Annotated in this window: 26 protein-coding genes, 1 tRNA gene and 1 pseudogene; 16 read left to right on the top strand and 12 right to left on the bottom strand. The window is 70.7% G+C overall.

Going from position 1 to position 26,290, the window contains the following annotated elements:
- Both BT364_RS23295 and BT364_RS41045 read left to right on the top strand, forming a co-directional pair.
- The coding region (locus BT364_RS23295; RefSeq protein WP_143166531.1) for a zinc ribbon domain-containing protein at positions 1–313 on the top strand (313 nt) is incomplete at its 5' end.
- A gap of 34 nt (positions 314–347) precedes the next feature.
- A pseudogene (locus BT364_RS41045) lies at positions 348–452 on the top strand (nuclear transport factor 2 family protein); the annotation flags it as partial.
- A 54-nt stretch (positions 453–506) separates the two neighbouring features.
- Here BT364_RS41045 and BT364_RS23290 read toward each other — a convergent pair.
- The gene (locus BT364_RS23290; RefSeq protein ID WP_072487166.1) at positions 507–1,067 is read right to left on the bottom strand and encodes a winged helix-turn-helix transcriptional regulator; all 561 of its coding nucleotides are present in this window, start codon (positions 1,065–1,067) and stop codon (positions 507–509) included.
- 75 nt (positions 1,068–1,142) lie between these two features.
- Here BT364_RS23290 and BT364_RS23285 point away from each other — a divergent pair, with 75 nt between their 5' ends.
- Positions 1,143–2,567, top strand: coding sequence for an MFS transporter (locus BT364_RS23285; RefSeq protein ID WP_218172449.1), 1,425 nt, complete (start codon positions 1,143–1,145; stop codon positions 2,565–2,567).
- Between the two features lie 70 nt (positions 2,568–2,637).
- Here BT364_RS23285 and BT364_RS23280 read toward each other — a convergent pair whose 3' ends face one another.
- The 3 genes from BT364_RS23280 to BT364_RS23275 form a co-directional block, all read right to left on the bottom strand.
- Entirely contained in the window at positions 2,638–3,444 is an 807-nt protein-coding gene (locus BT364_RS23280) for an SGNH/GDSL hydrolase family protein (RefSeq protein WP_072487165.1), read from the bottom strand.
- A gap of 427 nt (positions 3,445–3,871) precedes the next feature.
- Positions 3,872–4,042 (bottom strand): hypothetical protein, encoded by a 171-nt coding sequence (locus tag BT364_RS40290; RefSeq protein WP_256260177.1) that lies wholly within the window; start codon positions 4,040–4,042, stop codon positions 3,872–3,874.
- A 126-nt stretch (positions 4,043–4,168) separates the two neighbouring features.
- Entirely contained in the window at positions 4,169–4,795 is a 627-nt protein-coding gene (locus BT364_RS23275; protein WP_072487164.1) for a TetR/AcrR family transcriptional regulator, read from the bottom strand.
- Positions 4,796–4,887: 92 nt separating this feature from the next.
- Between BT364_RS23275 and BT364_RS44305 the strand changes: the two genes are divergently transcribed.
- The 4 genes from BT364_RS44305 to BT364_RS23255 all read left to right on the top strand — a co-directional run bounded on the left by BT364_RS44305 (position 4,888) and on the right by BT364_RS23255 (position 9,615).
- Positions 4,888–6,777 (top strand): serine hydrolase domain-containing protein, encoded by a 1,890-nt coding sequence (locus tag BT364_RS44305; protein WP_079179597.1) that lies wholly within the window; start codon positions 4,888–4,890, stop codon positions 6,775–6,777.
- A gap of 61 nt (positions 6,778–6,838) precedes the next feature.
- Positions 6,839–7,948, top strand: coding sequence for an NAD-dependent epimerase/dehydratase family protein (locus tag BT364_RS23265; RefSeq protein WP_072487184.1), 1,110 nt, complete (start codon positions 6,839–6,841; stop codon positions 7,946–7,948).
- A 246-nt stretch (positions 7,949–8,194) separates the two neighbouring features.
- On the top strand, positions 8,195–8,941 hold the full coding sequence (locus tag BT364_RS23260; protein WP_072487183.1) for a glycosyltransferase family 2 protein: 747 nt from the start codon (positions 8,195–8,197) through the stop codon (positions 8,939–8,941).
- Positions 8,938–9,615 carry a TIGR04282 family arsenosugar biosynthesis glycosyltransferase gene (locus tag BT364_RS23255; RefSeq protein ID WP_256260176.1) on the top strand — a complete coding sequence of 226 codons (678 nt, stop codon included), beginning with the start codon at positions 8,938–8,940 and terminating at the stop codon, positions 9,613–9,615. The genes BT364_RS23260 and BT364_RS23255 overlap by 4 nt, the downstream gene beginning before the upstream one ends.
- A 243-nt stretch (positions 9,616–9,858) precedes the next feature.
- Here the strand turns inward: BT364_RS23255 and BT364_RS23250 are convergent, their stop codons facing one another.
- Entirely contained in the window at positions 9,859–10,389 is a 531-nt protein-coding gene (locus tag BT364_RS23250) for a hypothetical protein (protein ID WP_371268637.1), read from the bottom strand.
- Positions 10,356–11,669 carry a molybdopterin-dependent oxidoreductase gene (locus tag BT364_RS23245; RefSeq protein WP_072487161.1) on the bottom strand — a complete coding sequence of 438 codons (1,314 nt, stop codon included), beginning with the start codon at positions 11,667–11,669 and terminating at the stop codon, positions 10,356–10,358. Before BT364_RS23245 ends, BT364_RS23250 begins: the two co-directional genes overlap by 34 nt.
- 162 nt (positions 11,670–11,831) lie before the next feature.
- On the opposite strand from BT364_RS23245, the gene BT364_RS23240 reads away from it, so the two are divergent.
- A complete protein-coding gene (locus BT364_RS23240) occupies positions 11,832–13,250 on the top strand; it encodes a hypothetical protein (protein WP_072487160.1) in 1,419 nt (472 codons plus the stop codon).
- 440 nt (positions 13,251–13,690) lie between these two features.
- On the opposite strand, the gene BT364_RS23235 is transcribed toward BT364_RS23240, so the two are convergent.
- Positions 13,691–13,764 (bottom strand) — tRNA-Pro (locus BT364_RS23235).
- A 100-nt stretch (positions 13,765–13,864) separates the two neighbouring features.
- Positions 13,865–14,803: a metallophosphoesterase gene (locus tag BT364_RS23230; protein ID WP_072487159.1), complete on the bottom strand. Its 939-nt coding sequence runs from the start codon at positions 14,801–14,803 to the stop codon at positions 13,865–13,867.
- A gap of 79 nt (positions 14,804–14,882) precedes the next feature.
- Between BT364_RS23230 and BT364_RS23225 the strand changes: the two genes are divergently transcribed.
- Positions 14,883–15,347, top strand: coding sequence for a GatB/YqeY domain-containing protein (locus tag BT364_RS23225; protein ID WP_072487158.1), 465 nt, complete (start codon positions 14,883–14,885; stop codon positions 15,345–15,347).
- Between the two features lie 108 nt (positions 15,348–15,455).
- Here BT364_RS23225 and BT364_RS23220 read toward each other — a convergent pair whose 3' ends face one another.
- Positions 15,456–17,708 (bottom strand): transglycosylase domain-containing protein, encoded by a 2,253-nt coding sequence (locus tag BT364_RS23220; RefSeq protein ID WP_072487157.1) that lies wholly within the window; start codon positions 17,706–17,708, stop codon positions 15,456–15,458.
- 386 nt (positions 17,709–18,094) lie between these two features.
- Between BT364_RS23220 and BT364_RS23210 the strand changes: the two genes are divergently transcribed.
- Entirely contained in the window at positions 18,095–18,445 is a 351-nt protein-coding gene (locus BT364_RS23210; protein WP_177328207.1) for a WhiB family transcriptional regulator, read from the top strand.
- A gap of 13 nt (positions 18,446–18,458) precedes the next feature.
- Here BT364_RS23210 and BT364_RS23205 read toward each other — a convergent pair whose 3' ends face one another.
- Positions 18,459–19,877 (bottom strand): ATPase BagB, encoded by a 1,419-nt coding sequence (locus tag BT364_RS23205; protein ID WP_256260175.1) that lies wholly within the window; start codon positions 19,875–19,877, stop codon positions 18,459–18,461.
- A complete protein-coding gene (locus BT364_RS23200) occupies positions 19,874–20,860 on the bottom strand; it encodes an ATPase BagA (protein WP_072487154.1) in 987 nt (328 codons plus the stop codon). The genes BT364_RS23205 and BT364_RS23200 overlap by 4 nt, the downstream gene beginning before the upstream one ends.
- Before the next feature lie 71 nt (positions 20,861–20,931).
- Between BT364_RS23200 and BT364_RS40285 the strand changes: the two genes are divergently transcribed.
- The 4 genes from BT364_RS40285 to BT364_RS23180 all read left to right on the top strand — a co-directional run bounded on the left by BT364_RS40285 (position 20,932) and on the right by BT364_RS23180 (position 23,460).
- On the top strand, positions 20,932–21,090 hold the full coding sequence (locus BT364_RS40285) for a Sp36 family protein (protein WP_003967454.1): 159 nt from the start codon (positions 20,932–20,934) through the stop codon (positions 21,088–21,090).
- Positions 21,090–21,560 (top strand): RidA family protein, encoded by a 471-nt coding sequence (locus tag BT364_RS23190; protein WP_072487153.1) that lies wholly within the window; start codon positions 21,090–21,092, stop codon positions 21,558–21,560. The genes BT364_RS40285 and BT364_RS23190 overlap by 1 nt, the downstream gene beginning before the upstream one ends.
- Before the next feature lie 179 nt (positions 21,561–21,739).
- The gene (locus BT364_RS23185) at positions 21,740–22,633 is read left to right on the top strand and encodes an NUDIX hydrolase (RefSeq protein WP_072487152.1); all 894 of its coding nucleotides are present in this window, start codon (positions 21,740–21,742) and stop codon (positions 22,631–22,633) included.
- Positions 22,630–23,460, top strand: a complete 831-nt coding sequence (locus BT364_RS23180; RefSeq protein ID WP_072487151.1) for an MBL fold metallo-hydrolase — start codon at positions 22,630–22,632, stop codon at positions 23,458–23,460. The genes BT364_RS23185 and BT364_RS23180 overlap by 4 nt, the downstream gene beginning before the upstream one ends.
- 70 nt (positions 23,461–23,530) lie before the next feature.
- Here BT364_RS23180 and BT364_RS23175 read toward each other — a convergent pair whose 3' ends face one another.
- Positions 23,531–24,205 (bottom strand): Crp/Fnr family transcriptional regulator, encoded by a 675-nt coding sequence (locus BT364_RS23175; RefSeq protein ID WP_014046869.1) that lies wholly within the window; start codon positions 24,203–24,205, stop codon positions 23,531–23,533.
- Between the two features lie 313 nt (positions 24,206–24,518).
- Between BT364_RS23175 and nth the strand changes: the two genes are divergently transcribed.
- Both nth and BT364_RS23165 read left to right on the top strand, forming a co-directional pair.
- Entirely contained in the window at positions 24,519–25,334 is an 816-nt protein-coding gene (nth, locus tag BT364_RS23170) for an endonuclease III (RefSeq protein ID WP_256260173.1), read from the top strand.
- 268 nt (positions 25,335–25,602) lie between these two features.
- On the top strand, positions 25,603–26,265 hold the full coding sequence (locus tag BT364_RS23165) for an NUDIX hydrolase (protein WP_256260180.1): 663 nt from the start codon (positions 25,603–25,605) through the stop codon (positions 26,263–26,265).
- The last annotated feature ends 25 nt before the right edge of the window (positions 26,266–26,290 follow it).

Here is a 26,290-nt window from a genome sequence, read left to right as displayed (position 1 = left end):
CTGGAGCGAGTTCCGCTCCATGCTGGAGTACAAGGCCGCCTGGTACGGGCGCGAGGTGATCGCCGTCGACCGATGGTTCCCCTCGTCCAAGCTGTGCTCCGCCTGCGGCACCCTCGTCGGGAAGATGCCGCTGAACGTCCGTACCTGGACGTGCGACTGCGGAACGACCCACGACCGGGACGTGAACGCAGCGAAGAACCTTCTGGCCGCCGGGCTGGCGGTAACAGTCTGTGGAGCTGGTGTAAGACCCCAACGGAGTTCTCCGGGCGGGCAGTCGGCGACGAAGCAGAAACCCCCACGGCGCGAGCCGTAGGAATCCCCCTCGTTCACGAGGGGGAGGAAGTCAATTCTTCGTGTTCGACGCGACGGGGCGGATCAGAGAGATCACCGACTTCTGGCCCGAGCCGTACGAGCCCCCGGCGGGCCGCGAGCATCTCGCCGAGCGGTACTGACGCCGGACGTCCCTGCGGTCTCCCGCCGCGCGCACGCCGACTCCGAAGCCGCCGTCAGTCGCCGGACGGGCTCGGCGCCCTGGGGCCGGAGCGGTCCCAGCCGGGGGAGCGGACGTCGACCGTCAGCGTGTTCATCACGACTTCCTCGCCGCATGTGCGGCAGATCCACGCCGCGTCGAGATCGTGCGCGTGCGCGGGTGCCTGCCCGTGCGCCTGGCCGTCCCCGTCCGCAGCCGGCTCGTGGATCATGACCACCGGCCGGTCCTCCAGCACCCATCGGTCGCCCCAGTCCAGCAGCGCCCGGATGACCGGCGCGAGATCGCGTCCGGAATCGGTCAGGTGGTACTCGTAGCGCGGCGGGCGTTCGTTGTAGGGCCGCCGCTCCACCACCCCCGCCTGCTCCAGTGAACGCAGCCGCGCCGCGAGACGGTCGCGGGGTGCGCCGGTGTTACGGGCGATCGCCTCGAACCGGTGGTTGCCGAAGAAGATCTCGCGCACCGCGAGCAACGCCCACTTCTCACCCACCACGTGCAGCGCCGCCGCGGCCGAGCAGGGCCGACCGGGCAGCGCGACCGTCGGGGCGGTACGGGCGTGGGGTTCCTGTGCAGTACTCATCACACAAGGTTGCCATCTCAAACTCACTGGCGCTACCTTGCCGCCATGACAGTTGGAAAATCAAACTCACACGTCGTGGTGGCTGATCGGGCGACTGCTTCCCCCTCTCCCCCCACCCCCTCCTCGCGCGCCACCGCCTGGATCATTTCGGCCGGTGTCATCGTCGTGAATCTCGACCTGTTCATCGTCAATGTCGCGGTCCCCGCACTCGGCGACGCCTTCGACGGCAGCTCCCTCGCCTCGCTGTCCTGGGTGCTCAACGCGTACGCGATCGTCTTCGCCGCCCTGCTCGTCGTCGCGGGCCGGCTCGCCGACCGGTTCGGCCACCGCCGCGGCTTCCTCCTCGGCCTTGCGGTCTTCACCGTCGCCTCCGCGCTCTGCGCCTTCGCCCCGGGAGTCGGCTGGCTGGTGGCCGCCCGCGCGCTGCAAGCGGCCGGGGCCGCCGCGCTCATGCCGACGTCCCTCGCCCTGCTGCTCGTCAACACCCCGGCGGAGCACCGCCCCCGGGCCATCCGGAGCTGGGCGGCGATCGGCGGCATCGCGGCCGGTCTCGGCCCGGTGGTCGGCGGTGTGCTCGTGGAGGCGGACTGGCGCTGGGTCTTTCTGGTCAATGTGCCGGTCGGCGTGATCGGACTGCTCGCGGGCGTAAGGCTGCTGCCCGATGCCCGCCCGCACCGCGAGGGCCCGTTCCCGGACCTCGTCGGGGCGGTGCTGCTCACCCTCGCGATCGGTGCTCTGGCGTTCGCCCTGGTCAAGGCCGATGCCTGGGGCTGGAGTTCGCCACGGGTCCTGGTTCCGCTGCTCGCGGCGGCCGTCCTCGCCGCGGGCTTCTGGGTGCGCTCGGCCCGTCATCCGGCCCCGGTCGTCGAACTGCCGATGCTGCGTACCCGGGTCTTCGCGACGGCCACCCTCGGGGCTCTGCTCTTCACCGTCGCGTTCGCGGCCATGCTGCTGACGGCGGTGCTCTGGTGCCAGCAGGTGTGGGGGTACTCGGCGATCCGTACCGGACTGGCCATCGCGCCGGGGCCGTTGGTCGTGCCCGTGCTCGCCGTCCTCGCAGGACCGGTCGTCCGCCGGCTCGGAGCGGGCCGCACCGCGGCGCTCGGCTGCCTGCTCTTCGCCTCCGGGCTGGCCTGGTGGGCCCTCGCGCTCGATACGGCCCCGCATTACGCGAGCGGCTTCCTCCCCGGCATGGTGGTCACCGGCATCGGCGTCGGCTTGGCCCTCCCCACCCTGGTCGGCGCGGCCGCCGCGGCGCTCCCGCCCACCCGGTTCGCCACCGGATCGGCCGTCACCTCGATGGCCCGCCAGACGGGTTCGGTGCTGGGTGTGGCGCTGATGGTCACGCTGCTCGGTGCGCCGGACGGGCCGGGCGAGGCGCTCGACGCGTTCCGCCACGGCTGGTGGGCCGCCGCGGCCACCGCCGTACTCGCCGCGGTCACCGCCCTGACCCTGCACCGGCCGGGCGCCACAACGACCGCTCCCGCCGCCCGACCGTGACAGCAGTGCGGCGGGCCTCCGGGAGACCCCCGGCAGCCCGCCGCGCTGCTGCACCTCCGTCGTCCGCGTCCTACGCGGCCGAGCGGAAGGCCGGAAGGTAACCACCGGACTGACCGGCGGCCTTGGGGTGGTACGAGTTGTAGATCGGCAGCGACACGCTGTGGAGCCACGCGTCACCGGAGCACAGCTCGTGCCCGGTGAACTCGTCGACCACGCTGGAGAACGTGAACCCGGCGTCGGCCGCCTGCTTGGCGATGACCCCGTTCAGCACGTCGGACGCGTTGTTTATGGCCGACCGCTCCTTTTCCGAGAGCCCGGCGATGCAGCTGCCGCTCAGCTGGTAGAAGCGGGGGTAGCCCAGCACCACGACGTGGGCCTGCGGGGCCCGTGACCGGATGGCGCCGTAGAGCGAACTCAGCCCGGAAGGAAGCGAGTTCTGGATCTGCGAGACGGCCGAGCCGACGCTGCTGAGGCAGGCGGCCTCGCCGGACAGCACGCAGTCCTGCATGACATCGGCGAACCCGACGTCGTTGCCGCCCGCGGTGACGCTGACCAGGCCGGTGGACGAGTTCAACGCCCCCAGCTGGGTCCCGGCCACCGAGCTGGTCGTGGCACCGGAACAGGCCACGAAGGCAAAGGAAGAGGGGGAGTTCGCAGCGGCCCAGAGGTAGGGATAGGCCTTGGTGCTGCGGCGGCAGTCGCCGCTGTCGGACAGATAGCTCCCCGCACCGACGCCGGAGGAGTACGAGTCGCCGAGGGCGACGTACCCACCGGCGGCGGCCGAGGAGTCTGCCGAGGCCGGCTGGGCAACGCCCAGCGCGGCCACGGCGGCGAGGACCAGAGTGGATGCGGACGCCCAGAATCTCCGTACTGACATGGCTGTCAGCCCTCCGAAGTGTGGGGGGTGGGTGGGGGGTTGAGTGAGCGCCACGTTTCTAGCAGCTATTGGTACCGGCCGGTAATAGCTGCGGAAGAACTGGTCTGATATGCCCGAATGATCGTTCGAGCGTTGCAGCTCCGCGCGTAGATAAACCTCCGGCAGATCCCCGAATGGGTGGTGTACCGGCGGGAGTTCGTACGTCGGCGCGCGTCCGCTCAACGGGCACGCGGGCCTACGGGATCCGGCGGACGGATCGGCTCAGCACCCCACCTCGGCACCCCGCCTCGGCACCCCACCCGGCCCCCTCAACCGCCCCCTCGGCACCCCCCGGTGGGTATCCGCAACACAAAAAAACCGCCCTCTGCGGCGGCTGCCCCCAAGGGGGGTGCCGCCGCAGAGGGCGGTTGTCGTGGTTCTAAGAGGATCAGTTGTGGCCGAACCTCCGCTGCTTCCGGTGGGAGACCTGTTCTGAGATCGAGTGCACCGTCTCCTGGGCAGCCGTTGGCCGCGTCTGCTCCTTCACTTCCGGAGCAGCGCTGCGTTCGTGGCCGCCGGTGCGGGCACCGCGGTTCTGCCGACTCTGCTTCTTGCCCACGATCGTGCCTCCTGTTGCGGATCTCGGACGATGGGCCATCACCAGACTCGCATGTAGGTGCGAAAGGTGCATTCCGGGTGGTGGGCGCCTGGCGCGACTCCCTCCGGGGCCCGGATCCGGCGGCGGTCACTCGTACTGGCGGCACCGGCCGGAAAAGACGGCCCGGACGCGCGCCGCGACGAGGCCGAGAGCGGCACGGGAGGCGTCGGTGTCGGGGTCGGAGCCGAGCTCCAGGGCCAGGCCTTCGGTCAGGCAGTGGAGCTCGAAGGAGGCGAGGGCCGGATCGGTGTCGTGCGGGACCTCGCCGCACTCCTTGCCGTTGTGGACGGCCGTGGCGAGCATCGAGCGGATGAGCCGACCCGTCTCGGCGTGGGCGCTCGCGAGCTGCGGATTGTCGATGGTGCGGCCCAGGAACGCCAGCACCACCCGATGTGCCGAGCGGCGGCGCGGGTCCACCGGGAGCCACTCGGCGAGCCCTTCGGTGACCACGTCGCGGATCGGCAGCCGCTGACGCGTCGCGCGCTCGCCGAGCGTCGAGACCCGGTCGAGGATCTTCCGTACGACGCGATCGTGGGTGAACAGCAGCATCTCGTCCTTGGTCGAGAAGTAGTGCTGTACGTGGCCCACGGAGACGCCCGCCGTGGCGGCGGTCCGGGCCATGGTCACCCGGTCGAGTCCCTGCTCGGTGATCAGCTCCTGCACGGCGTCGGCGACCTGGACGCGCCTGGCTTGGTGATCGACGACCTTCGGCATGCCGTCAGGGTAACCGTCGCCCTGCCTTGCGGAACCCTTAAACAATATGCTCGTATTGTAAAAACGGACGCGAATCGAGGGTGGCTGCGGACATGGCGGCGACGGGCAGGACACAGGGGCGCCGATGGCGCACAGGGCTGGGGAAGTCGGCCGCAGCGGGACTGGTGGCGGGTGCGCTGGCCGCGCTCGCTCCCGCGACCGCGGCAGCCGAGGGTGCGGGAGCACGGACGACGGCGCCGACGGGTGCGGCCTCCCGCGCCGCGGCCGCCGACGAGGCCGGGACCGTGCGGGAGATCGACGCGTTCGTCCGAGGCCGGCTCGACGCGACGGGCACGCCCGGCGCCGCGCTCGCCGTGATCGAGGACGGCCGCGTCGTGCACCGGCGCGGCTTCGGCGAGGACGGCAGGGGCCGGGCCGTCACACCGGACACCCCGTTCCTCTGGGGCTCGGTGTCCAAGCCGGTCACCGGTCTCGCCGTGATGCAGCTCGTGGAGGCGGGCCGGGTGAACCTCGACGAACCGGTGCGGACGTACCTCCCCCGGTTCAGGCTCGTCGACCCGGACGTGTCCGACCGCATCACGGTCCGGCACCTGCTCACCAACACCAGCGGCATCCCCGCCTCCGCCGGCAACGAGATCGGCGACCGCTACGACAACGCGCCGGGCGCCCTCGCCGACGCGGTCCGTGACCTCGCGCGGATCGCTCCGACCTCCCGGCCGGGTACGTCGTACGCGTACTCCAGCGCCGGTTACGCCGTGCTCGGCGCGCTGGTAGAGGAGGTCTCGGGGCGACCGTTCGGTACGTACCTGCACGAGAGGGTCCTCGACCCGCTCGGCATGGACCACGCCGTCGCCACCGAGCAGGACTTCGAGCGTGAACGGGTGGCGCCCGGTCACCGGTCCGTCTTCGGCACCCCGGTGCGGTTCGACGCGCCGTACGACACCGCAGGCGTCCCCTTCGGTCATGTGGGCGGCAGCCTCCGGGACTTGACCCGGTTCGTCCTCGCCGAACTCGACGGCGGCCGGCTGGACGGGCGGCGGGTGCTCTCGGCGAAGGGAACGGCCGAAACCCAGCGTGGCCATGTGGACGGCAGCGTCGGCCGCTACGGCCTCGGCTGGTCCGTCGGAACGCTCAAGGGCACCGGTGAGCGCATGGTCTGGAAGGACGGAGCGCTGCCCGGTCACCACGCCATGGTCGTCATGCTGCCCGACAGTGACCGGGCCGTGATCGTCCTGCAGAACGCCTACCACCAGCTGCGCGCCCAGGAGTTCGGCGACGCTGCCTTCGGAGCGGCGCAGCTGCTCTCCGGAGCGACCCCCCGCGCCACGCCGACGGACCCCCTCGCCATCGTCCTGCCGTGGACCACGGCGGGCCTCGCCGCCGCCCTCCTGCTCTGCCTGGCGGCCCCGGCCCTGCGCCGCCTGCCCCGACGCCGCACGGCGGCCCGCGCCCGCTCCCGGCGCAGGATCGCACTGACCACCACCGCATCGGTCGCCGCCACGCTGACCCTCGCGGCGCTCCTGTGGTGGTTGCCCTCGACCCTGGGCGGCACGCCGGCCATGGCGCTGCTGTGGATCCCCGACGTGGGATGGAGCCTGGTGACCGCCGTCGTACTCGCCCTGCTGCTCGCCGCGGAGCGCACGGCCCTCGGCGCCTGGGACCTGCGGCGATGCGGCGGTGAGACCCCTGGCCCGCGGCGTGCTGCTGTTCAACCCCGGCGGCCGCGGAGCGTCGGGTCTGAGCATGCCGGCCGATGCAGTTGTTCCCCCGGCGATCCGACCGCTTCGTGCTGGACAGCGCGACCGACCCCGCGCGGTACGGGCGGGGCACCTTCCGGCAGATGGCGGAGGGAACCAGGCTCGCTTTCGCGAGATGGAGCCGGTGGACCGCCCAACGGCACACGACGTACCGACTGGGCAGGACCCCGGCCGAGGTCCGCAAGAACGTCCCGTCTGCGGGCGTCCGCAGGACATCTCTCATGATCCCGTGACGCGCCGCGCCGGAACCGGCCATGCGATTCGCCGGCGGCCTAGCGTGGGCGCCATGCGCGTACTGGTTACCGGTGGAGCCGGATTTATCGGGTCGGAGATTGTCCGCACCCTCTCATCGGCCGGGCATCAGGCAGTCGTGTTCGACGCACTGCTGTCTTCGGTACACGGTGCGGCAGTAGACCCCGCAGACTGCGACGCCGAGCGAATCATCGCGGACGTTCGCGATCGGGAGGCGGTGGACAGGGCTCTACGGGGCATCGACGCCGTGTGTCATCAGGCAGCGATGGTCGGCTTGGGAAATGACTTCGCGGACGCGCCCGAGTACGTCGGGTGCAATGATCTCGGGACGGCTGTGCTGCTTGCGGCGATGGCCGAGGCGGGTGTGCGAAGCCTGGCCCTGGCCGGTTCGATGGTGGTCTACGGCGAGGGACGTTACGACTGCCCCCGCCACGGCACGGTCCGGCCGGGACCGAGGACGGTGGCCGACCTGGACGCGGGCCGGTTCGAGCCACACTGTCCAGGCTGTGGTGCGGAGTTGGCACCTGGCCTGGTCGCCGAGGAAGCGCCCACGGACCCGCGCAATGTGTACGCGGCCACCAAGCTCGCCCAGGAACATCTCACCGCGGCCTGGGCGCGCGCGACGGGCGGGTCCGCGGTGTCGCTGCGCTACCACAACGTGTACGGACCGGGGATGCCGCGCGACACACCGTACGCCGGTGTCGCCTCTTTCTTTCGGTCGGCTCTGGCCCGTGGAGAGGCCCCCCGGGTCTTCGAGGACGGCTGCCAACGGAGGGATTTCGTCCACGTACGGGATGTGGCGGCCGCGAACGCATTGGCACTGGAAGCCGTCAAAGGGCGCGGGCCGGGCAGTTTCGCTGTTTACAACACCGGGAGTGGGGATCCCCGCACCATCGGCGAGATGGCCTCGGCACTGGCTTCGGCACATGGTGGCCCTGCTCCGAAGGTCACCGGCGAATACCGGCTCGGTGATGTACGCCATGTCACTGCGGACTCACGACGGCTGCGGGACGAGCTGGGCTGGAATCCGCAGGAAGGGTTCGCCAAGGGAATGGCGGAGTTCGCGACGGCCCCGTTGCGGGGGATGCGCCCGGACACCGGGAGTTCACCGGCTCGCTCCGGCGAGGACCCGTCTGGATACTGAGAGTGACGGGCTCATGTGAATGCCAGAGGGAGCGTGATCTCGAAGCAGCAGCCGCCGGCCACGTTGCGGACGCCCGCGTGGCCCCTGTGCGCACCTGGGCCTGAACCGTCCGGGATGTTCTCCATCGCACCACCCCGGCGTGCAGGTGCGGCACGCGGGCCCGGTTCGCTGCTACCGGGCCGACGTCCATTTTTCGTAAGAAAACGGAGCCCGGAATGTCGGTTTCTGCTCCGTAGGGTGAGCGGCGTGACCGACTCCTCCCTGACGGGCCCTCCGTACGCCCGCATCCCTACGCCGAATGCCGATGTCGTCCTGCCCTGTCTGGACGAGGCCGCGGCACTGCCCCGGGTGCTGGACGCCGTCCCGGACGGCTGGCGCGCGATCGTCGTCGACAACGGCTCCACCGACGGATCGGCCGAGCTGGCCCGCTCGCTCGGCGCCACCGTCGTGCACGAGCAGCGACGCGGCTTCGGCGCCGCCTGCCATGCCGGACTGCTCGCCGCCGAGGCGGAGTTCGTCTGCTTCTGCGACTGCGACGGCTCCCTCGACCCCGGCCTGCTCCCCGCCTTCGTACGCCGGATCGCCGACGGTGAGACCGACCTGCTGCTCGGCCGCCGCTGCCCCGAGGGCCGCGGTGCTTGGCCGCTGCACGCCCGCGTCGGCAATTTCGCGCTGGCCCGGATGCTGCGCCGCCGTACCGGTTTGCGGCTGCACGACCTCGGCCCGATGCGGGCCGGGCGCCGGGCGGATCTACTGGCGCTCGGTCTCACCGACCGGCGCAGCGGCTACCCACTGCAGATGGTGGTCCGCGCGGCGGACGCCGGGCTGCGGGTCGCGGAGACCGACGTCCCGTATCTCCCTCGCAGCGGAAAGTCGAAGGTCACCGGCACCTGGCGGGGTACCTGGCAGGCGGTGCGCGACATGCGCGCGGTGCTGCTCCAGCCACCGGCCGGGACGGCTCCGGGGACCGCGCGTCCGGGGGTGCCCCGGTGAGCGCCCCAGTCGGCCTCCGCTCGGCCGAGGACCTGTCGGGCCCCACGACCGTGCTGGTCATCGCCAAGGAACCGCTGCAGGGCCGGGTCAAGACCCGGCTCACCCCGCCGTTCACGCCCGCCCAGGCCGCCCGGCTCGCCGAGGCGGCGCTCGGTGACACTCTGCGGACCGTGTGCACCCTGCCCGCCCGGCGCCGCGCCGTCGTCCTCGAAGGACAGCCGGGACCGTGGCTGCCGCCCGGCATCGAGGTGTTGCCGCAAGGCACCGGCCGCCTCGACGAACGGCTTGCCGCGGCCTTCGCCTGCTGTACTGGCCCGACTCTCCTCATCGGCATGGACACCCCCCAGATCACCGCCGCCCACCTGGCCGCCGCGCTCCGTCCTGCCGCCTGGGACGGCTGCGACGCCTGGTTCGGACCGGCCGACGACGGCGGCTTCTGGGCACTCGGACTGGCGGTCCCCGCCCCGGAGCTCCTGCTCGGCGTTCCCATGTCCGTACCCGAGACCGGAGCGGTCCAGCGCCGGCGCCTGGTCGACGCCGGGCTGACCGTGCGCGACCTTCCGCAGTTGCGTGATGTGGACACCGCACAAGACGCCGTCGCTGTCGCCGCCGCGGCGCCGCACGGCCGGTTCGCCGCGACGCTCGCCCTGCTGACCCCGGCGGAGATCCGATGAGACCCGCCGTCGCCCACGCCCTTCGACTCGGTGGAGCGGCGCTGCACCGCTCCGTCTTCGACCCTGCCGGGCGAGGGCCAGGACAACGACGAGAGACTCCAGGTCCGGCTGGACGACGGACGCGGCACGGCGGCCGCCGCCACCGGCGCCTTCGGCCCCGCGACCGCCTCACCCTTTCCCTGGGCCCGGCTCGGCGCACCGGCCCTGCTGCGGTGCGCGGGCGTACGGCTGGCAGCCCGTCGATCAGTGGGAGGCGGACGGCCGTCCCCTCGTGTCCCTGCGTCGCAACCGGGCGGCACGGATGACGAGCAACAGCGCCGAGCCCGCGAACAGCAACCCCGTGATCAGCAGCCAGTTCCCCAGGAACACATCGAGGGACAGCCCGCTGTAGGGCTCGTACCGCACCGCGTGCCGGGTGATCAGCGGCCACCACATCAGCAGGAGCAGGCCGGAGAGGAAGGTCGGTACGCGGACGTAGTTGACCAGCCGGGTACGGGGCCCGAGCGCCCGGCGCAGGACCAGGTCCGCCGACGCGTACAGCGGCAGCAACACGAGATCGTGCAGGAGTGCGGAGCCGATGAACCACACCACGATCGCGAAGGTGTCGCCCCCCAGCAGCCGTACGCCCGCATAGCCCGCGAGGGCGAATGTCGCGGCCAGCAGGAGGAGATGCAGCGGCCCTTCCCCGTACCAACGTCTGAGAACCACTCGCGGATTCACCCGGTTCCCCGCCTTCCCGCTCACAGCGCCTCGAACGTCAGCCGGGTCACCCATTTGGTGTTGAGCACGCCAGGGGCCGCCGGGACGATGATCCGTGCCGGATATCCGTGATCGAGCGAGAGGTTCTCGCCGTTGACCTGCAATGCCAGCAGCGCGCGCGGGTCGCGCACCTGGTTGTCGCGGAGCGCCGCCTTCCGGAACGCCCCGCTGCGCTGGACGGACTCCACCAGCACCCCCGGCGGCCGGTCCGGATACCCCGCGAGGGCCGCCAGATCCCTCAGACGCACTCCGCGCCACCACTGGTCCGACGTCGCCCAGCCCTCCACGCACGCGATCGGCAGCGCCGCGCTGTGCTGGTCCATGGCCAGCAGCTGTTCCCTGCTGAGCCGGATCTTCCCGGCGGGCCCACTGACGGTCAGCCGCCAGTCCCGCCCCGCATCGGCCGCCGTCACCCCGACGGCTGCGGCCGTCTTGTTGATCTGGAAGCCGTTCGGCCCCGGGCCCGGTTCGGCCGCGCCGTGCGGGGTGAGGAGGGCGACCTGCCGTAGCGGCCCGTCGAAGCTCCGGCCCGCCGACGTGATCAGCAGCAGCAGCGACCCACCGCCCGTCATGGCGAGCGCACCGCGCCGGGAAATGGTCGGCAGAGCGGGGTCGGGGGCGGCCAGTTCATCCGCCTCGCCCGGCGCGGAGCCCTCCAGCCGGCCGCCCCGCAGCACCCGGACGGCCCGCGGCAGCTTCAGCCCGGTATGGGCGAGAAACGCGGCGAAGAACACCCACGCCCCGTAGAAGTGCAGCGGATAGAACGACCCCGGGAACACGTACTCCAGCTGGATGTTGAGCAGTCCGGTGATGAACTCGAACAGTGCTCCGCCGACGAGCAGCAGCAGCGACACCCGCTCCAGCGCATGCCCTGCCGACCGGACCGGCGGCAGCACGAAGAGTTTCGGGATCACCGACCAGAGCTTCGCCAGCAGTACCGGGACGAGGGCGATGCCCACCGTGACGTGCAGCCCCTGGGTCAGCCGGTACAGCCAGTGCGGACCGGTCGGCCAGGCGAAGAGATAGAACCCCAGCAGGCCCTTGCCCGGCGTCTTGTCGTTGACCGGCGCGAGGTCCGGGTTGTACGCGGCGTACGACAGCAGACCGGTCACGAACAGCAGGGTGAGCCCGGCGAGCAGGATCAGCCCGAGCACCGCCGTGAACCGGACGCCGCGCACCGGGCTGCGCCAGAACCCGGGCGCGGAGGGAAGCCGCCCGGTGAAGGCCGGGCCACGACCCGTTGCCGAGTCCGGAAGCGAGAAGGGGGAACCTTTTCCGAAACGTCTGTCACCCATGTCCCGAAGCTATGCCCGGGCCGCCCGACCGCAGGGCGTACGACTCCTGACGAATCTCTGACGTCACACCCCGGAGCGGGCAGCCGGAGCAAGATCTGACGGTTCGGTGACACGATCCTGCGGCACTCACGCGAACCGCCCTGCTGTGCATAGCGTGCCTGCGTGAAGACCGAGGACCGCACAGAACATCCCGCCATGGACGAAACCGGTCACCGAACGATGGACGAAACCGGTCGCCGCACCGCCCGCCGCAGCGACTTGATCGCCGCTGCGGCGGGCGTTCTGCTCGTCACCGCCGCCGTGCTCGTCGGCCGGTCGATCCAGGACGCCGACGGAAGCCTCCACGTCCACTGGCCTCCCCTGCTGGCGTCCTGGTACCCGCACACCGGCCCCGGCACCCCGGCCGCCGTCGCCGTGGCAGCGGCCGTCGTCGCTTACGGGCCGCCGCTGGCCGACCGTATCCGCCGGCGGGCGCTGCTCCCGGCCGCCTGGGCGGCGTCGCTCGCCTGGGTCTTCTCGCTGGCGCTGATCGACGGCTGGGGCCGGGGCATCGCCGGACGGCTCACCACCAAGCATGAATATCTGCAGGCCATCGACCGTTTCCAGGACATCGGTGCGGCCCTGCGCGGCTTCGACGACCACATCCTGATCGGCTCCCCGGACAACTGGCCCACCCATGTCGCCGGCCATCCACCGGGCGCCACGCTCACCTTCGTCCTGCTCGACCGCATCGGGCTCGGCGGCGGAGGCTGGGCCGGGGGCTGGTGCATCGTGGTCGGCGCCTCCGCCGTCCCGGCCGCCCTGATCACGCTCCGAGTCCTGGCCGACGAACGCCTCGCACGCCGCGCAGCCCCGTTCCTGGTCCTCGCACCGGTCGCGGTGTGGACCGGCACCTCGGCGGATGCCTGCTTCGCCGCCGTCGCCGCCTGGTCCGTGGCCCTCCTCGCCCTGGCCGCGACCCGTTCGGTCCGCCTCCCCATGGCCGCCGCATTCGCCTCCGGTCTGCTGTTCGGGCTGACCTGCTACCTCAGTTACGGTCTGACGCTGATCGCGTTTCTGCTCCTGGGCGTCCTCGTCCTCGCCCGTAGAGCCCGCTCCGTCCCCCTCTTCCTCGCCGGAGCGCTGGTCGTCCCGGTCCTCTTCACCCTGGCGGGCTACGACTGGTGGGAGAGCTACCGGCTGCTGGTCGAGCGCTACTACCAAGGGGCCGGCGGTATCCGCCCGTACTCCTACTGGGTCTGGGCGAATCTCGCCTGCACCGCGATCGCCGCGGGCCTCGCCACGGTCGCCGGACTCCGCCGGGCCGCGGCCGGCACCCCCGGAGCCGTACGTACGCTGCGCACCGGCACCGCCCATGCGTCCCAACGGCTGATTCTGCTCACACTGATGGCGTTCCTGGCGCTCCTGGCCGCCGACCTGTCCGGGATGAGCAAGGCGGAGACGGAACGCATCTGGCAGCCCTTCATCCTCTGGCTGCTGCCCGCCGCCGCCCTTCTGCCCACCAGCACCCGGCGCGGCTGGCTGACCGCACAGGCTGTCGTCGCCCTGCTCGTCAACCACCTGCTGTGGACCGGGTGGTGATGACAGAGGCCGTTGCACTCATCCGCTGCCGGGGTACGGACGAATCCACGTTGACGTTCCGGTACGCCGACAAACACCGACTGGCGCCGTCATCTGATGAGGTGTCGTGCCCGCCCACTCCACGACCACACGCATTCTCGACGGCGACGCTCTTCGGACCTCGGGCAGGCACCTTCGAGAACCCTCGCACCTTGCCTGCGCGGCGCTCGGCCGAGGACGGCAAGGAGAACGATCCCGAGTGAAGACCGGGCGTGAAGAGACCCGGGTGGCGCGGTCGGGCCGCGGCAGACCGAAGCGTCGGCTACCAGCGGTCACGGTGATCGCGTGCTGGGAGAAGCCGACCAGGATCTTCTCCCGGATTTCTCCCAAACGATCTCCAGGAACCACTCAGGGGCCTGATCCACTAAGTGGATCAGGCCCCTGACCTGGTGTTTCAGCTGTCGGGGTGGCGGGATTTGAACCCACGACCTCTTCGTCCCGAACGAAGCGCGCTGCCAAGCTGCGCTACACCCCGATCGCCGCCGGTGTCCCGGCGACATCGATTACTTTAGCCCACCCGCGCCCGCAGACGAAATCCGGTTTCTGTTCCATCGGCCGGGGAAGGGGCCGGGCGCTCAGTCCCGGGCCGTCAGGGTCAGCAGGGTTGCCTCCGGGGGGCAGGCGAAGCGGACCGGGGTGTAGCGGTTGGTGCCGCAGCCGGCGGAGACGTGGAGGTAGGCGCGGTGGTCGTCGACGGAGTGGGTGGAGAGGCCCTTGACCCGGTCCGTGTCCAGGTCGCAGTTGGTGACCAGGGCCCCGTAGAAGGGGATGCAGAGCTGGCCGCCGTGGGTGTGACCGGCCAGGATCAGGGGGTAGCCGTCCCTGGTGAAGGCGTCCAGGGAGCGCAGGTAGGGGGCGTGGACCACGCCGATGGAGAGGTCGGCGCCCGTTTCGGGGCCGCCCGCCACCTCCGCGTAGCGGTCGCGCTTGATGTGCGGGTCGTCCAGGCCGGTGAAGGCGATCTCCAGGCCGTCGGTCTTGAGGCGGCCGCGGGTGTTGGACAGGCCCAGCCAGCCCGCCTCGTCGAAGGCGTCGCGCATCGGTTCCCACGGGTTGTGGACGACGCCGACCGCGGGCGCGTTCCCGTTGAGGCCGTGCTTGCCCTGGGCCTTCTCGAAGAGGTAGCGGGCGGGGTTGCGGAGCTTGGGGCCGTAGTAGTCGTTGGAGCCGAAGACGTACACCCCCGGGAACTCCATCAGCGGACCGAGCGCGTCGAGCAGCTCGGGCACGGCCTCGGGGTCGGAGAGGTTGTCGCCGGTGTTCACGACGAAGTCCGGGCGCAGACCGGCCAGCGACTGGAGCCAGGCGCGCTTCTTGCGCTGGCCGCTCACCATGTGGATGTCGGAGACCTGGAGCACGCGCAACGGGCGTGCCCCGTGCGGGAGTACGGGAATGGTGACCCGTCGAAGCCGGAACGAGCGTGCCTCGAATCCGGCGGCGTAGGCGAGAGTGGCTGCGCCGATCGCCGCGCCGACTGCCGTGACTTTCAGGGGTACTCCGTAGCGTGCGCGCATGCGCCCATCGTCGCAGACACCATGCGGCCAGCAGAAAACCGGCGGGCGCCGGTCGCCCCGTACCTGCCACAATCAGCACATGACCACGCTCAAGTCCAAGCTCAAGGAAGACCTCACCACGGCCATGAAGGCGCGTGACGAGCTGACCTCGTCCACGCTGCGGCTGACCCTCACCGCCATCACGAAGGAGGAGGTCAGCGGCACGACGGCCCGCGAGCTCTCCGACGACGAGGTGCAGAAGGTGATCGCCAAGGAGGCGAAGAAGCGCCGCGAGGCGGCCGAAGCCTTCGCGACGGGCGGCCGGACCGAGCAGGCCGAGCGTGAGAAGGCGGAGGGCGAGATCCTCGACGCGTACCTGCCGAAGCAGCTGAGCGACGACGAGCTGGGCGTGATCGTGGCGTCCGCCGTCGAGGAGGCCAGGGCCGCCGGGGCCGAGGGGCCGCGCGCGATGGGCGCCGTCATGAAGATCGTGAACCCGAAGGTGGCGGGGCGCGCGGACGGCGGCCGGGTGGCCGCCTCGGTGAAGAAGCTCCTCGCGGGCTGAGCCCGCGCGACGTATGCAGGACGTACGCGCAGGGACATGAAGGTGGGGTGTCCGGACCGGGATCGATCCGGACACCCCACCTTCATGTCAGGGGTCGAGCCGTGTGGCTCAGGGGCCCTGTGTGCCGCTGTTGGTCTGGCCGCGGTGGCCGCCGCCGTTGTTCCCGCCGGTCAGGTTCGGCGGGATGGTGATGCCCGGGAACGGGTTCTTGTCGGTGGGCTTCTTGCCCCCGGCGCCGGGCCGTCCCTCGTCGCGGCCCCGGCCCCTGTCCCGGCCCCGGTCGTCGTTCGTCGGCGGGTCCGGGATGTCGACCGTGTTGAAGGGGGGAGCGGCCACGCCGTTGAGGGCGCCCGTCATCGCGTCACGCCAGATGGGTCCGGGGACCTGTCCGCCGTACACCTTGTCCTGGTACACGCCACCGATCGTGATGCGCTCCATCTCGACGCTCTGGGACGGGCTGCCGACCCAGACCGCGCCGGACATGTTCGGCGTGTACCCGACGAACCAGGCGTTCTTGCGGGCGTCGGTCGTACCGGTCTTGCCCGCGTTGTCGCGGCTCTGGAGGCCCGCCTCCTGCCCGGTACCGGAGTCGACCACGCCGCGCAGCAGCGTGTTGACGGTGTCGGCCGTCGTCGGCGACATCGCCTGCGAGCAGGAGGTCTTGGGCACGGGGAGCGAGCTGCCGTCGGCCTTGTTGACCGACTCGATGGCGATCGGCGTGCAGTACGTGCCCCGGTTGGCGAAGGCGGCGTACGCGCTGGCCATCGTCAGCGGCGACAGACCGTTGGAGCCGAGGGTCAGGGTCGACGGGTTCTGCGGGAGCTTGGTGCCGTCGCCCTGCACCACGCCGAGCTTGTCGGTCATCTGCGAGACCGGGCACATGCCGATGTCCTGGAGCATCTGGACGAAGTAGGTGTTGACCGACTTCTCCATCGCTTCCTTCAGCGCGTACGGGCCCTTCTCGGTCTCGCTCTCGTTCTCCAGGTGATACTTCGGCACCCCGTCGTTGACCCACGGCTTCCCGCAGGACCGCACCGTGTCCGGGTAGTCCATCTCGTACGGGGACGGATAGACCTGCGTGGCCGGCTTGCCGCCCTCTATGGCCGCGGCGGCGAGGAAGGGCTTGAACGTCGAACCCGTCGGGAAGCCGTAGTTGGAGCCGCCCATGGACTTGTTGACCGAGTAGTTGTACTGGGTCTCGTTGGTCCCGAAGCCGTACGGCTTGGACTGGCCCATGCCCATGATCTTGCCGGTGCCCGGCTGGACCAGCGTCACGGCCGTCGCGACCTTGTCCGACTTGTAGACGTGGTTCTTGATCGAGGCCTGCACCGACTGCTGGGACTGCGGGTCCAGCGTCGTCCGTATGGTCAGGCCGCCCCGGTTCCAGATCTTGGCCCGGTCCTCCTTGGTCTCGCCGAAGACCGGGTCGGTGAGGAAGACGTGGCGTACGTAGTCGCAGAAGAAGCCGGCGCCGCTGACGGCCGTGATGCAGCCGTTCTGCGGCTTCTTGACCTTCAGCTTGATCGGGTTCGCCTTCGCCTTGTCGGCCTCGGCCTGCGAGATGTTCCCGACGTCCGCCATGCGCTGGAGCACCATGTTGCGGCGCTTGGTGGCCTCGGCCGTGTCGTTGACCGGGTCGTAGCGGCTGGGCGACTGCACGACGCCGGCCAGCAGTGCGGACTCCTCCAGCGTCAGGTCCTTCGCCGACTTGGAGAAGAAGCGCTGGGAGGCGGCCTCGATGCCGTACGCCTGCTGCCCGAAGAAGGTGATGTTGAGGTAGTTCTCCAGGATCTTCTTCTTGCCGAGCTCTTCCTCGACCTGGATCGCGTACTTCAGCTCCTGGACCTTGCGGCCCATCGTCTGCTGGGTGGCCTGCGCGACCTTGTCCGGGTCGTCGCCCGCCTCCTCGACGAAGACGTTCTTCACGTACTGCTGGGTGAGGGTCGAGGCGCCCTCGGCGGTCCCGCCCGTCTGCACATTGCGGTTCAGCGCGCGCAGGATGCCCTTGAGGTCGATGGCCCCGTGCTCGTAGAAGCGGGCGTCCTCGATCGCGACGATCGCCTGCTGCATGTACAGCGAGATGTTCTTCAGCGGGACCACCGTGCGGTCGCGCGAGTACACCGAGGCGATCATTCCGCCCTTGCTGTCCAGGATCGTGGTGCGTTGGCTCAGCGGCGGGGTCTTGAGGTTGGCGGGGATCTCGTCGAATCCCTCGACCGTTCCCTTGGTGGCGAGCCCCAGTGCTCCGGCGGCCGGCAGCGCGATGCCCGCGAGCACGACTCCGGAGAGTGCGGCGACACCGAGGAACTTGGCGGCCTGCTGGGTCGTCGAGAGACCCCCGCCCGAGCGCTTCTTTGGCATGGGGGCAGCCTACGTTCTCATTCGCCGGACACACGTATATGCCTTGGCCTAAGCTGCTCTCAACTGTCACAGCTGTCCGGTTCCGTATCAACCCCCGTGCATATTTCGGCCACGACCTCAGGTGCTCCCGAATTCGCCTTGTGTGTCACTGAACGTCCGTTGTGATCCAGGTGAACTGTCCCGATTCTGACGGGATGGTCGCGTATGCCCTCGCCTCACTCCCCTGGGTGATCTGCCGCATACGCATAGTCCGTTCGGGCCATTCAAGATTGGGCCCGAAGGGGGTGTTGTGCTGCCCCTACCTTCCGTAACGTCCTCAACCGGCAGCGGTGAATATGCCGCTACCGCCGTGGGGGAGCCTCGATTCGGGAGAGGACGGCGCCGTGATGGGCTGGGTAACCGACTGGAGTGCGCAGGCAGCCTGCCGCACTACCGATCCGGATGAACTGTTCGTACAAGGGGCAGCGCAGAACAGGGCCAAGGCGGTGTGCACCGGATGCCCGGTGCGGACGGAGTGCCTGGCCGATGCGCTGGACAATCGCGTCGAATTCGGCGTGTGGGGCGGAATGACCGAGCGGGAGCGCCGCGCACTGCTGCGCAGGCGGCCCACCGTCACGTCCTGGCGCCGGCTGCTGGAGACCGCACGCAGCGAGTACGAGCAGTCGACGGGCATCCTGCCCGTGGTGATCGGACTGGACGACGACGAACTGCACGAGAGGTACGCCGCGGTGGGATAGGGCTGACGAGCGGTTACGCAGCTCCGGCCGGGACAGAACCGGTCGCGAGCCGGTCCCCTACGGCCCGAAGTCCTTCGAGGTCGTGTACGTCACCGGGCAGCGCGGCCACTTCGGTCACGGCGACCTCGGGGTGCAGCGCGGTGAAGCGGTCGCGTGTGCGCTGTTCGCGCGCGACCACCTGCATCCGTTCGGCATGCAGCCGCAACAGACCTGCGGTCAGCTCCTCGACGGAGGGGGTTCCAGGGGTATCGGGAACGTGTCCCGGCGTCGGCTCGCGGTCTTCGCTGTCCTCACGCTCGGAGTTGTCGGGCGTGGCGTCGGGGGTGGTGTCCGGTGCGGCACCGGGCGCAGGAACGGCCGCGGGGGAGTCGGCCGACCGGTCGGCCGGGTCACGAAGTCCAGCCTTCCCGGCCGTCTGATCCACAATGCCGACCCCGTCAAGATTTTCTGCGGCGGCCAGAGCCTGCTCGGCGGAGAGCCGGGCGGCATCGCTGCCGTGGACCCGGTTCAGCACCAGACCGGCCAGCGGCATCTCCTCCGCGGCCAGCCGTTCCACGAAGTACGCCGCCTCGCGCAGCGCGTCCCGCTCCGGTGTCGCGACGACGAGGAACGCCGTACCGGGCGCCTGGAGCAGTCTGTACGTGGCGTCGGCCCGGGTACGGAATCCGCCGAACATGGTGTCCATCGCCGCGACGAAGGTCTGTACGTCGCGCAGGAACTGACCGCCGAGCAGTTTGCCGAGGGTACCGGTCATCATCGACATGCCGACGTTCAGGAACTTCATCCCCGCCCGGCCGCCCATCTTCGCCGGGGCCATCAGCAGCTTGATGAACTTTCCGTCCAGGAACGAACCGAGCCGCTTCGGAGCGTCCAGGAAGTCCAGCGCGGAGCGCGACGGAGGGGTGTCGACGATGATCAGGTCCCACTCGTTGCGCGCCCTCAGCTGCCCGAGCTTCTCCATCGCCATGTACTCCTGTGTGCCCGCGAAACCGGCCGACAGGGACTGGTAGAAGGGGTTCTCCAGGATCGCGCGGGCCCGCTCGCCGTCCGCGTGCGCCTCGACGATCTCGTCGAAGGTCCGCTTCATGTCGAGCATCATGGCGTGCAGTTCCCCGGTGCCCGCGCCCTCGATGCCCGGCACCCGGCGCGGGATGTTGTCCAGCGAGTCGATGCCCATGGACTGGGCGAGTCTGCGGGCCGGGTCGATGGTGAGCACGACGACCTTGCGGCCGCGCTCGGCCGCCCGTACGCCCAGCGCCGCCGCGGTCGTGGTCTTGCCGACGCCGCCCGAACCGCAGCACACGACGATCCGGATGTCGGGATCGTCGAGCAGCGCGTCGGCGTCCAGCGCGGGCGCGGGAGCGGGGGATCCGGCCGTGTCCGTCTTCGCGGCCGGGTCCGTCTTCGTGGCCGCGTCCGTGCGCTGTGTCATGTACCCACCCCTTGTCCCGCCCCTTCGCCCACGCCCTGCTTGCGGAGCTCGGTCGCCAGGTCGTAGAGACCGGCCGGGTCCATCCCCTCGTCGATCAGCGGGAGTTCGTACCCCGGAAGCTCCAGGTCCGCGAGGACGGCGCGCTGTTCGCGCTCCAGCTCGACCCGCTGGGCATGCTCGGCCGCCTGCTCGACCAGGGGGCGCACGAGCCCCGCGGAGCCGGTCACTCCCGCCCTCGTCAGCGCCTTGGCGATCTCCTTGCGGCGGCCGCCCACGGCGGTGCGCAGGGTGTCCTCGTCCAGCAGATGGGGCCGCACCATGTTCACGATGACCCGGCCCACCGGCAGTTCGGCGGCGCGCAGCTCGGCGATGCCGTCCGCGGTCTCCTGGACCGGCATCTCCTCCAGCAGCGTCACCAGATGGACGGCGGTCTCCGGGGACTTCAGCACCCGCATCACGGCCTGGGCCTGATTGTGTATCGGGCCGATCCTGGCCAGCCCCGCCACCTCGTCGTTCACATTGAGGAAGCGGGTGATGCGCCCGGTGGGCGGGGCGTCCATGATCACGTAGTCGTAGACGTACTGGTTCTGCTTGTCCTTGCGGCGTACGGCTTCGCAGGCCTTGCCGGTCAGCAGCACGTCCCGCACGCCGGGCGCGATCGTGGTGGCGAAGTCGATCGCGCCGAGCTTCTTGAGCGCCCGGCCCGCGCTGCCCAGCTTGTAGAACATCTGGAGGTAGTCGAGAAGGGCGCGCTCGGCGTCGATCGCGAGGGCGTACACCTCGCCGCCGCCCGGTGCGACGGCGATCTTTCGCTCCTCGTACGGGAGGGATTCCGTCTCGAAGAGCTGGGCGATGCCCTGCCTGCCCTCGACCTCCACGAGAAGGGTGCGCTTGCCCTCGGTCGCGAGGGCAAGCGCGAGGGCGGCGGCGACCGTGGTCTTACCGGTACCGCCCTTGCCGCTGACGACCTGGAACCTGCTCACGTATTCGAGCCTAACCAGTCGCGCCGCAGGCTACGCACGAGGCCGTGCGTGCCAGGTATTACAGTCGGGCCATGACCAAGTGGGAATACGCGACCGTGCCGCTTCTCGTGCACGCGACCAAGCAGATTCTGGACACCTGGGGCGAGGACGGCTGGGAGCTGGTCCAGGTCGTTCCCGGCCCGAACAACCCCGAGCAGCTCGTGGCCTACCTGAAGCGGGAGAAGGCGTAGTGGCGGGCGCCGTCGAGGCGAAGCTCGCCGAGCTCGGGCTGACGCTGCCGGACGTCGTACCGCCGCTGGCCTCGTACCAGCCGGCCGTGCAGTCGGGGGTGTACGTCTACACCTCCGGCCAGCTGCCGATGGTGGACGGCAAACTCGCGGTCACCGGCAAGGTCGGTGCCGAGGTCACGCCCGATGAGGCCAAGGAACTGGCGAGGACCTGTGCGCTCAATGCGCTGGCCGCCGTGAAGTCCGTCGCGGGTGACCTGGACCGGATCGCGCGGGTGGTGAAGGTCGTGGGCTTCGTCGCCTCGGCGTCCGACTTCACCGGGCAGCCCGCCGTGATCAACGGCGCCAGCGAGCTGCTGGGCGCGGTGCTCGGCGACAAGGGCGTGCACGCGCGCAGCGCGGTGGGCGTCGCGGTGCTGCCGCTGGACGCACCGGTGGAGGTCGAGGTCCAGGTCGAGCTGGTCGGGGCCTAGAGGTTCGGGTTCTTCACCGCTTTTCCGATCCCGTCCGGTCGTCACGACCGGGCGGGATCTTCCGTGTACGGGGCACGTGCGGCATCTGCGCACCGGTGTGCTGTCGGACCCGGTGTGCCTCGCGATGCGCTTTCCATGCACCTCTCGAACATCGGCGCGGTTCCGGATAGCCTCCGGCCATGTCCAATGGTCAGTGGTACCCACCGGAATGGCCCGACCGGATCCGGGCACTCGCCGCAGGTGAGCTGACGGCCGCGACCCCGAAGCGGGCCGCCACGGTGATGCTGCTCCGGGACTCCGCCGCTGGCACCGAGGGCGGTCCCGCCGTCCACATGCTGCGCCGCCGCGCCTCCATGGCTTTTGCCGGCGGGGCGTACGCCTATCCGGGTGGCGGGGTCGACCCGCGCGACGACGACCGGCTCGTCGGCTGGGCCGGGCCCGCGCTGGAGACCTGGGCCGAGCGGCTCGGCGTCGGGACTCCGTCCGAGGCCCAGGCCATCGTCTGCGCGGCGGTCCGCGAGACGTACGAGGAGGCGGGCGTCCTCCTCGCGGGGCCGGGCGCCGGCACGGTGGTCGGCGACATCACCGGCGCCGACTGGGAGGCCGACCGGCAGGCGCTGGTCGCCCGGGAACTGTCCTTCGCCGAGTTCCTGGACCGGCGCGGGCTGGTGCTGCGCTCGGATCTGCTGGGCGCCTGGGCGCGCTGGATCACCCCCGAGTTCGAGCCCCGCCGCTACGACACCTGGTTCTTCGTCGCCGCGCTCCCCGAGGGCCAGCGCACCCGCAACGCCTCCACGGAGGCCGACCGCACGGTGTGGATCCGGCCCGGCGAGGCGGCCGACGGATACGACAGGGGCGAGCTGCTGATGATGCCGCCGACCGTGTCGACGCTGCGGGCGCTGAGGCCGTTCGGGACGGCGGCCGAGGCCCTGAAGGCGGCGGATTCCCAGGACCTCGCCCCCGTACTGGCACAGGCGCGGCTGGAGGGTGACGAGTTGGTGCTGTGCTGGCCGGGACACGACGAGTTCACCAAGCACATCCCGAGCGGCGGCGTGGGCGGTGAGGCCGTATGACCGAGGCCGCAGCCCTTCCGGGACAGCCGCGCGGCGGGGTCCTGTCCGGGCCCGCCACCAGCCGTGCCGTCAACGTCCTCGCCCCCAACGCCTCGCCGATGACGCTGGACGGCACCAACACCTGGATCGTCGCCGAACCCGGCTCCGATCTCGCCGTCGTCATCGACCCGGGCCCGCTGGACGACACGCATCTGCGGGCCGTCATCGAGACAGCCGAGCGGGCGGGCCGCCGGATCGCGCTCACCCTGCTCACCCACGGGCACCCCGACCACGCGGAGGGCGCGGCGCGGTTCGCCGAGCTGACCCGTACCAAGGTGCGCGCCCTGGACCCGACGCTGCGGCTGGGCGACGAGGGGCTGACCACGGGCGATGTGATCACCACCGGCGGCCTGGAGCTGCGGGTCGTGCCGACCCCCGGGCACACCGCGGACTCGCTCTCCTTCCATCTGCCCGCCGACCGGGCGGTGCTGACGGGGGACACGATCCTCGGACGCGGCACCACGGTCGTCGCGCATCCGGACGGGCGGCTCGGCGACTACCTCGACTCGCTCCGCAGGCTGCGCTCGCTGACCGTCGACGACGGCGTGCACACGGTGCTGCCGGGGCACGGTCCGGTGCTGGACGACGCACAGGGCGCGGTCGAGTTCTACCTCGCGCACCGCGCGCACCGGCTGGCCCAGGTGGAGACGGCCGTCGAGGCGGGGCACCGGTCGGCGTCGGAGGTGGTGGCGCAGGTGTACGCGGACGTGGACCGGTCCCTGTGGCCCGCCGCGGAACTCTCGGTGCTGGCCCAGCTGGAGTACCTGGGCGAACACGGGCTGATCTGATCTGCGGCACAAGCACGGGAAGACCCCGCCGGGCGGCGGGGCCTTCCACGTCGTGAGGGGGTGCCCTGGGCTAGCGGGACCGCTTCGCCAGGCGCTCCACGTCCAGCAGGATCACGGCGCGCGCCTCCAGGCGCAGCCAGCCGCGGCCGGCGAAGTCGGCGAGTGCCTTGTTGACCGTCTCGCGGGAGGCGCCGACCAGCTGGGCCAGCTCTTCCTGGGTCAGGTCGTGGACGACGTGGATGCCTTCCTCCGACTGGACGCCGAAGCGGCGCGACAGGTCGAGGAGGGCGCGGGCGACACGGCCCGGCACGTCGGAGAAGACCAGGTCGGACATCTGGTCGTTGGTCTTGCGCAGGCGGCGGGCGACGGCGCGCAGCAGGGCCGTGGCCACCTCGGGGCGGGCGTTCAGCCAGGGCTGGAGGTCGCCGTGGCCCAGGCCGAGGAGCTTGACCTCGGTCAGCGCGGTCGCGGTGGCGGTGCGGGGGCCCGGGTCGAAGAGCGACAGCTCGCCGATCAGCTCGCCGGGGCCGAGGACGGCCAGCATGTTCTCGCGTCCGTCGGGGGAGGTGCGGTGGAGCTTCACCTTGCCCTCGGTGACCACGTAGAGGCGGTCGCCCGGGTCGCCCTCGTGGAAGAGCGCGTCGCCGCGTGCGAGGGTCACCTCACTCATCGAGGCGCGGAGCTCCGCGGCCTGCTCATCATCGAGCGCCGCGAAAAGCGGGGCGCGCCGCAGAACGTCGTCCACGAGTTCTCTCCTTGTCGGCCTGTCCAGGGAACCGTGGTCCCCATCATGCCGGACGGTAAAACAGTGCGATCAATCACAAACCAGTTTGACGCACGGGAGTGCCGATCCGAGCGGCAGGGGGCCGATTGGGGGCGGATACGCGGTGACAGGCGCGGATGTCAGTGCGTGGCTCTAGGCTGGCCGGGTGTCCAAATCGCCGGTGAGAGTGCAGGCCAAGGGGGCTGATGGAGTGTCGGAAGGCCGTGATTCCGCTGTGGGCGAACAGGGTGCGATTCGCCCGGAAAAAGCGACAAAACGCCCCGCGAGGGAGTCGGTGAAACGCCCCGCGAAGGCGAAGCCGGCGGGAGCAGGAGCAAAGCGGAAGCCGGAATCACGTCTGGCGATGGTGCGTCGCGCCCGCAGGATCAACCGCGAGCTCGCCGAGCTCTACCCGTACGCCCACCCCGAGCTGGACTTCAGGAACCCCTTCGAGCTCCTGGTCGCCACGGTCCTCTCCGCCCAGACCACCGATCTGAGGGTCAACCAGACCACTCCCGCGCTCTTCGCCGCCTACCCCACCCCCGAGGACATGGCGGCGGCCGTTCCGGAGGAGATGGAGGAGCTCATCCGGCCGACCGGATTCTTCCGGGCCAAGACCAAGTCGCTGATAGGCCTCTCCGTGGCGCTCAGGGACAATTTCGGCGGCGAGGTGCCGGGCCGGCTCGCCGATCTCGTCACGCTTCCGGGGGTCGGCCGCAAGACCGCCAATGTCGTCCTGGGCAATGCCTTCGGCGTCCCCGGGATCACCGTCGACACCCATTTCGGCCGTCTGGTCCGGCGCTGGCGGTGGACGGAGCAGGAGGATCCGGAGAAGGTCGAAGCCGAGATCGCCGCGATCTTCCCCAGGAGCGAGTGGACGATGCTCTCCCACCGGGTCGTCTTCCACGGCCGCCGGATCTGCCATGCCCGCAAGCCCGCCTGCGGCGCCTGCCCGATCGCCCCGCTCTGTCCCGCGTACGGCGAGGGCGAGACGGACCCGGAGAAGGCCAGGAAGCTGCTGAAGTACGAGATGGGCGGCCAGCCGGGGCAGCGGCTGAGCCCGCCGGCGGACTACCCCGGCAGGCCCGCGCCGCCTCTCGGGGCCGGCTGACCACGGCACCGCTCCGGAGCCGACGCACGCCGCCGGTTCCGGAACGGCCGGAACGAAATGCGTGACGACAGGCGTTGTGAGACGAGGGGTGCCTATGAAGACGCACGAACAGAGCACGGAACGCGGACATGGCACAGAAGCGGCAGCCGCGCCCTCGGCGGACAGATATGCGGCGGCCGCGCCCGCAGCAGGAGGCCCGGCAGTGGTCAGTCCCGCGGCGGCGGTCGCGGCGGCCGCCGCAGCGGCAGGCGCCGGTGAGGATGCCGCGATCACCGTCACGACCGAGGGCCTGCCCGCCTGGCTCGACCCCGTGGCCCGCGCCGCGCGGACGATCGAGCCCGACCAGCTCAGCCGCTTTCTGCCGCCGGAGAGCGGCGCCGGGCGGCAGTCCGCCGTGCTCGTGCTCTTCGGCGAGGGCGAGCGCGGCCCCGAGCTGCTCCTCATGGAGCGATCCGGAAGCCTGCGCTCCCACGCCGGGCAACCGTCCTTCCCCGGCGGCTCCCTGGACCCGGAGGACGGCGACCAGGCGACGACAGGGCCGCTCAGGGCCGCTCTGCGGGAGGCCAGGGAGGAGACCGGCCTCGATCCGCGCGGGGTCCAGATCTTCGGCGTGCTGCCCCGGCTCTACATCCCCGTGAGCGGCTTCGTGGTGACGCCGGTCCTGGGCTGGTGGCGTTCGCCGAGTCCGGTCGGTGTCGTCGATCCGGGTGAGACGGCCCGGGTCTTCACCGTTCCCGTGGCGGATCTCACGGATCCGGCCAACCGCGCGACCACGGTCCATCCGAGCGGTCATCGAGGCCCGGCATTTCTGGTCGAATCCGCCCTGGTGTGGGGCTTCACGGCCGGAGTGATCGACCGCATTCTGCACTACGCGGGCTGGGAGCGCCCCTGGGACACCGCCAAGCAGGTGCCGCTCGACTGGCGCGCATGACAGGCTGAGACCCCTGCTGCGCTGT

Source organism: Streptomyces atratus (genome assembly GCF_900119365.1).
GTDB classification, from domain to species: domain Bacteria; phylum Actinomycetota; class Actinomycetes; order Streptomycetales; family Streptomycetaceae; genus Streptomyces; species Streptomyces atratus_B.
Note: the sequence above shows the minus strand (reverse complement) of the source record. Positions and strands in the feature narration are given on the sequence as shown.

Bases quoted from the DNA above. Each gene is read 5' to 3' on its own strand.
- BT364_RS23290 (WP_072487166.1), bottom strand. From the start codon at position 1,067: ATGAGTACTGCACAGGAACCCCACGCCCGTACCGCCCCGACGGTCGCG.
- BT364_RS23280 (WP_072487165.1), bottom strand. From the start codon at position 3,444: ATGTCAGTACGGAGATTCTGGGCGTCCGCATCCACTCTGGTCCTCGCC.
- BT364_RS23275 (WP_072487164.1), bottom strand. From the start codon at position 4,795: ATGCCGAAGGTCGTCGATCACCAAGCCAGGCGCGTCCAGGTCGCCGAC.
- BT364_RS44305 (WP_079179597.1), top strand. From the start codon at position 4,888: ATGGCGGCGACGGGCAGGACACAGGGGCGCCGATGGCGCACAGGGCTG.
- BT364_RS23265 (WP_072487184.1), top strand. From the start codon at position 6,839: ATGCGCGTACTGGTTACCGGTGGAGCCGGATTTATCGGGTCGGAGATT.
- BT364_RS23250 (WP_371268637.1), bottom strand. From the start codon at position 10,389: ATGGGTGACCCGGCTGACGTTCGAGGCGCTGTGAGCGGGAAGGCGGGG.
- BT364_RS23245 (WP_072487161.1), bottom strand. From the start codon at position 11,669: ATGGGTGACAGACGTTTCGGAAAAGGTTCCCCCTTCTCGCTTCCGGAC.
- BT364_RS23230 (WP_072487159.1), bottom strand. From the start codon at position 14,803: ATGCGCGCACGCTACGGAGTACCCCTGAAAGTCACGGCAGTCGGCGCG.
- BT364_RS23225 (WP_072487158.1), top strand. From the start codon at position 14,883: ATGACCACGCTCAAGTCCAAGCTCAAGGAAGACCTCACCACGGCCATG.
- BT364_RS23220 (WP_072487157.1), bottom strand. From the start codon at position 17,708: ATGCCAAAGAAGCGCTCGGGCGGGGGTCTCTCGACGACCCAGCAGGCC.
- BT364_RS23210 (WP_177328207.1), top strand. From the start codon at position 18,095: ATGGGCTGGGTAACCGACTGGAGTGCGCAGGCAGCCTGCCGCACTACC.
- BT364_RS23205 (WP_256260175.1), bottom strand. From the start codon at position 19,877: ATGACACAGCGCACGGACGCGGCCACGAAGACGGACCCGGCCGCGAAG.
- BT364_RS40285 (WP_003967454.1), top strand. From the start codon at position 20,932: ATGACCAAGTGGGAATACGCGACCGTGCCGCTTCTCGTGCACGCGACC.
- BT364_RS23185 (WP_072487152.1), top strand. From the start codon at position 21,740: ATGTCCAATGGTCAGTGGTACCCACCGGAATGGCCCGACCGGATCCGG.
- BT364_RS23180 (WP_072487151.1), top strand. From the start codon at position 22,630: ATGACCGAGGCCGCAGCCCTTCCGGGACAGCCGCGCGGCGGGGTCCTG.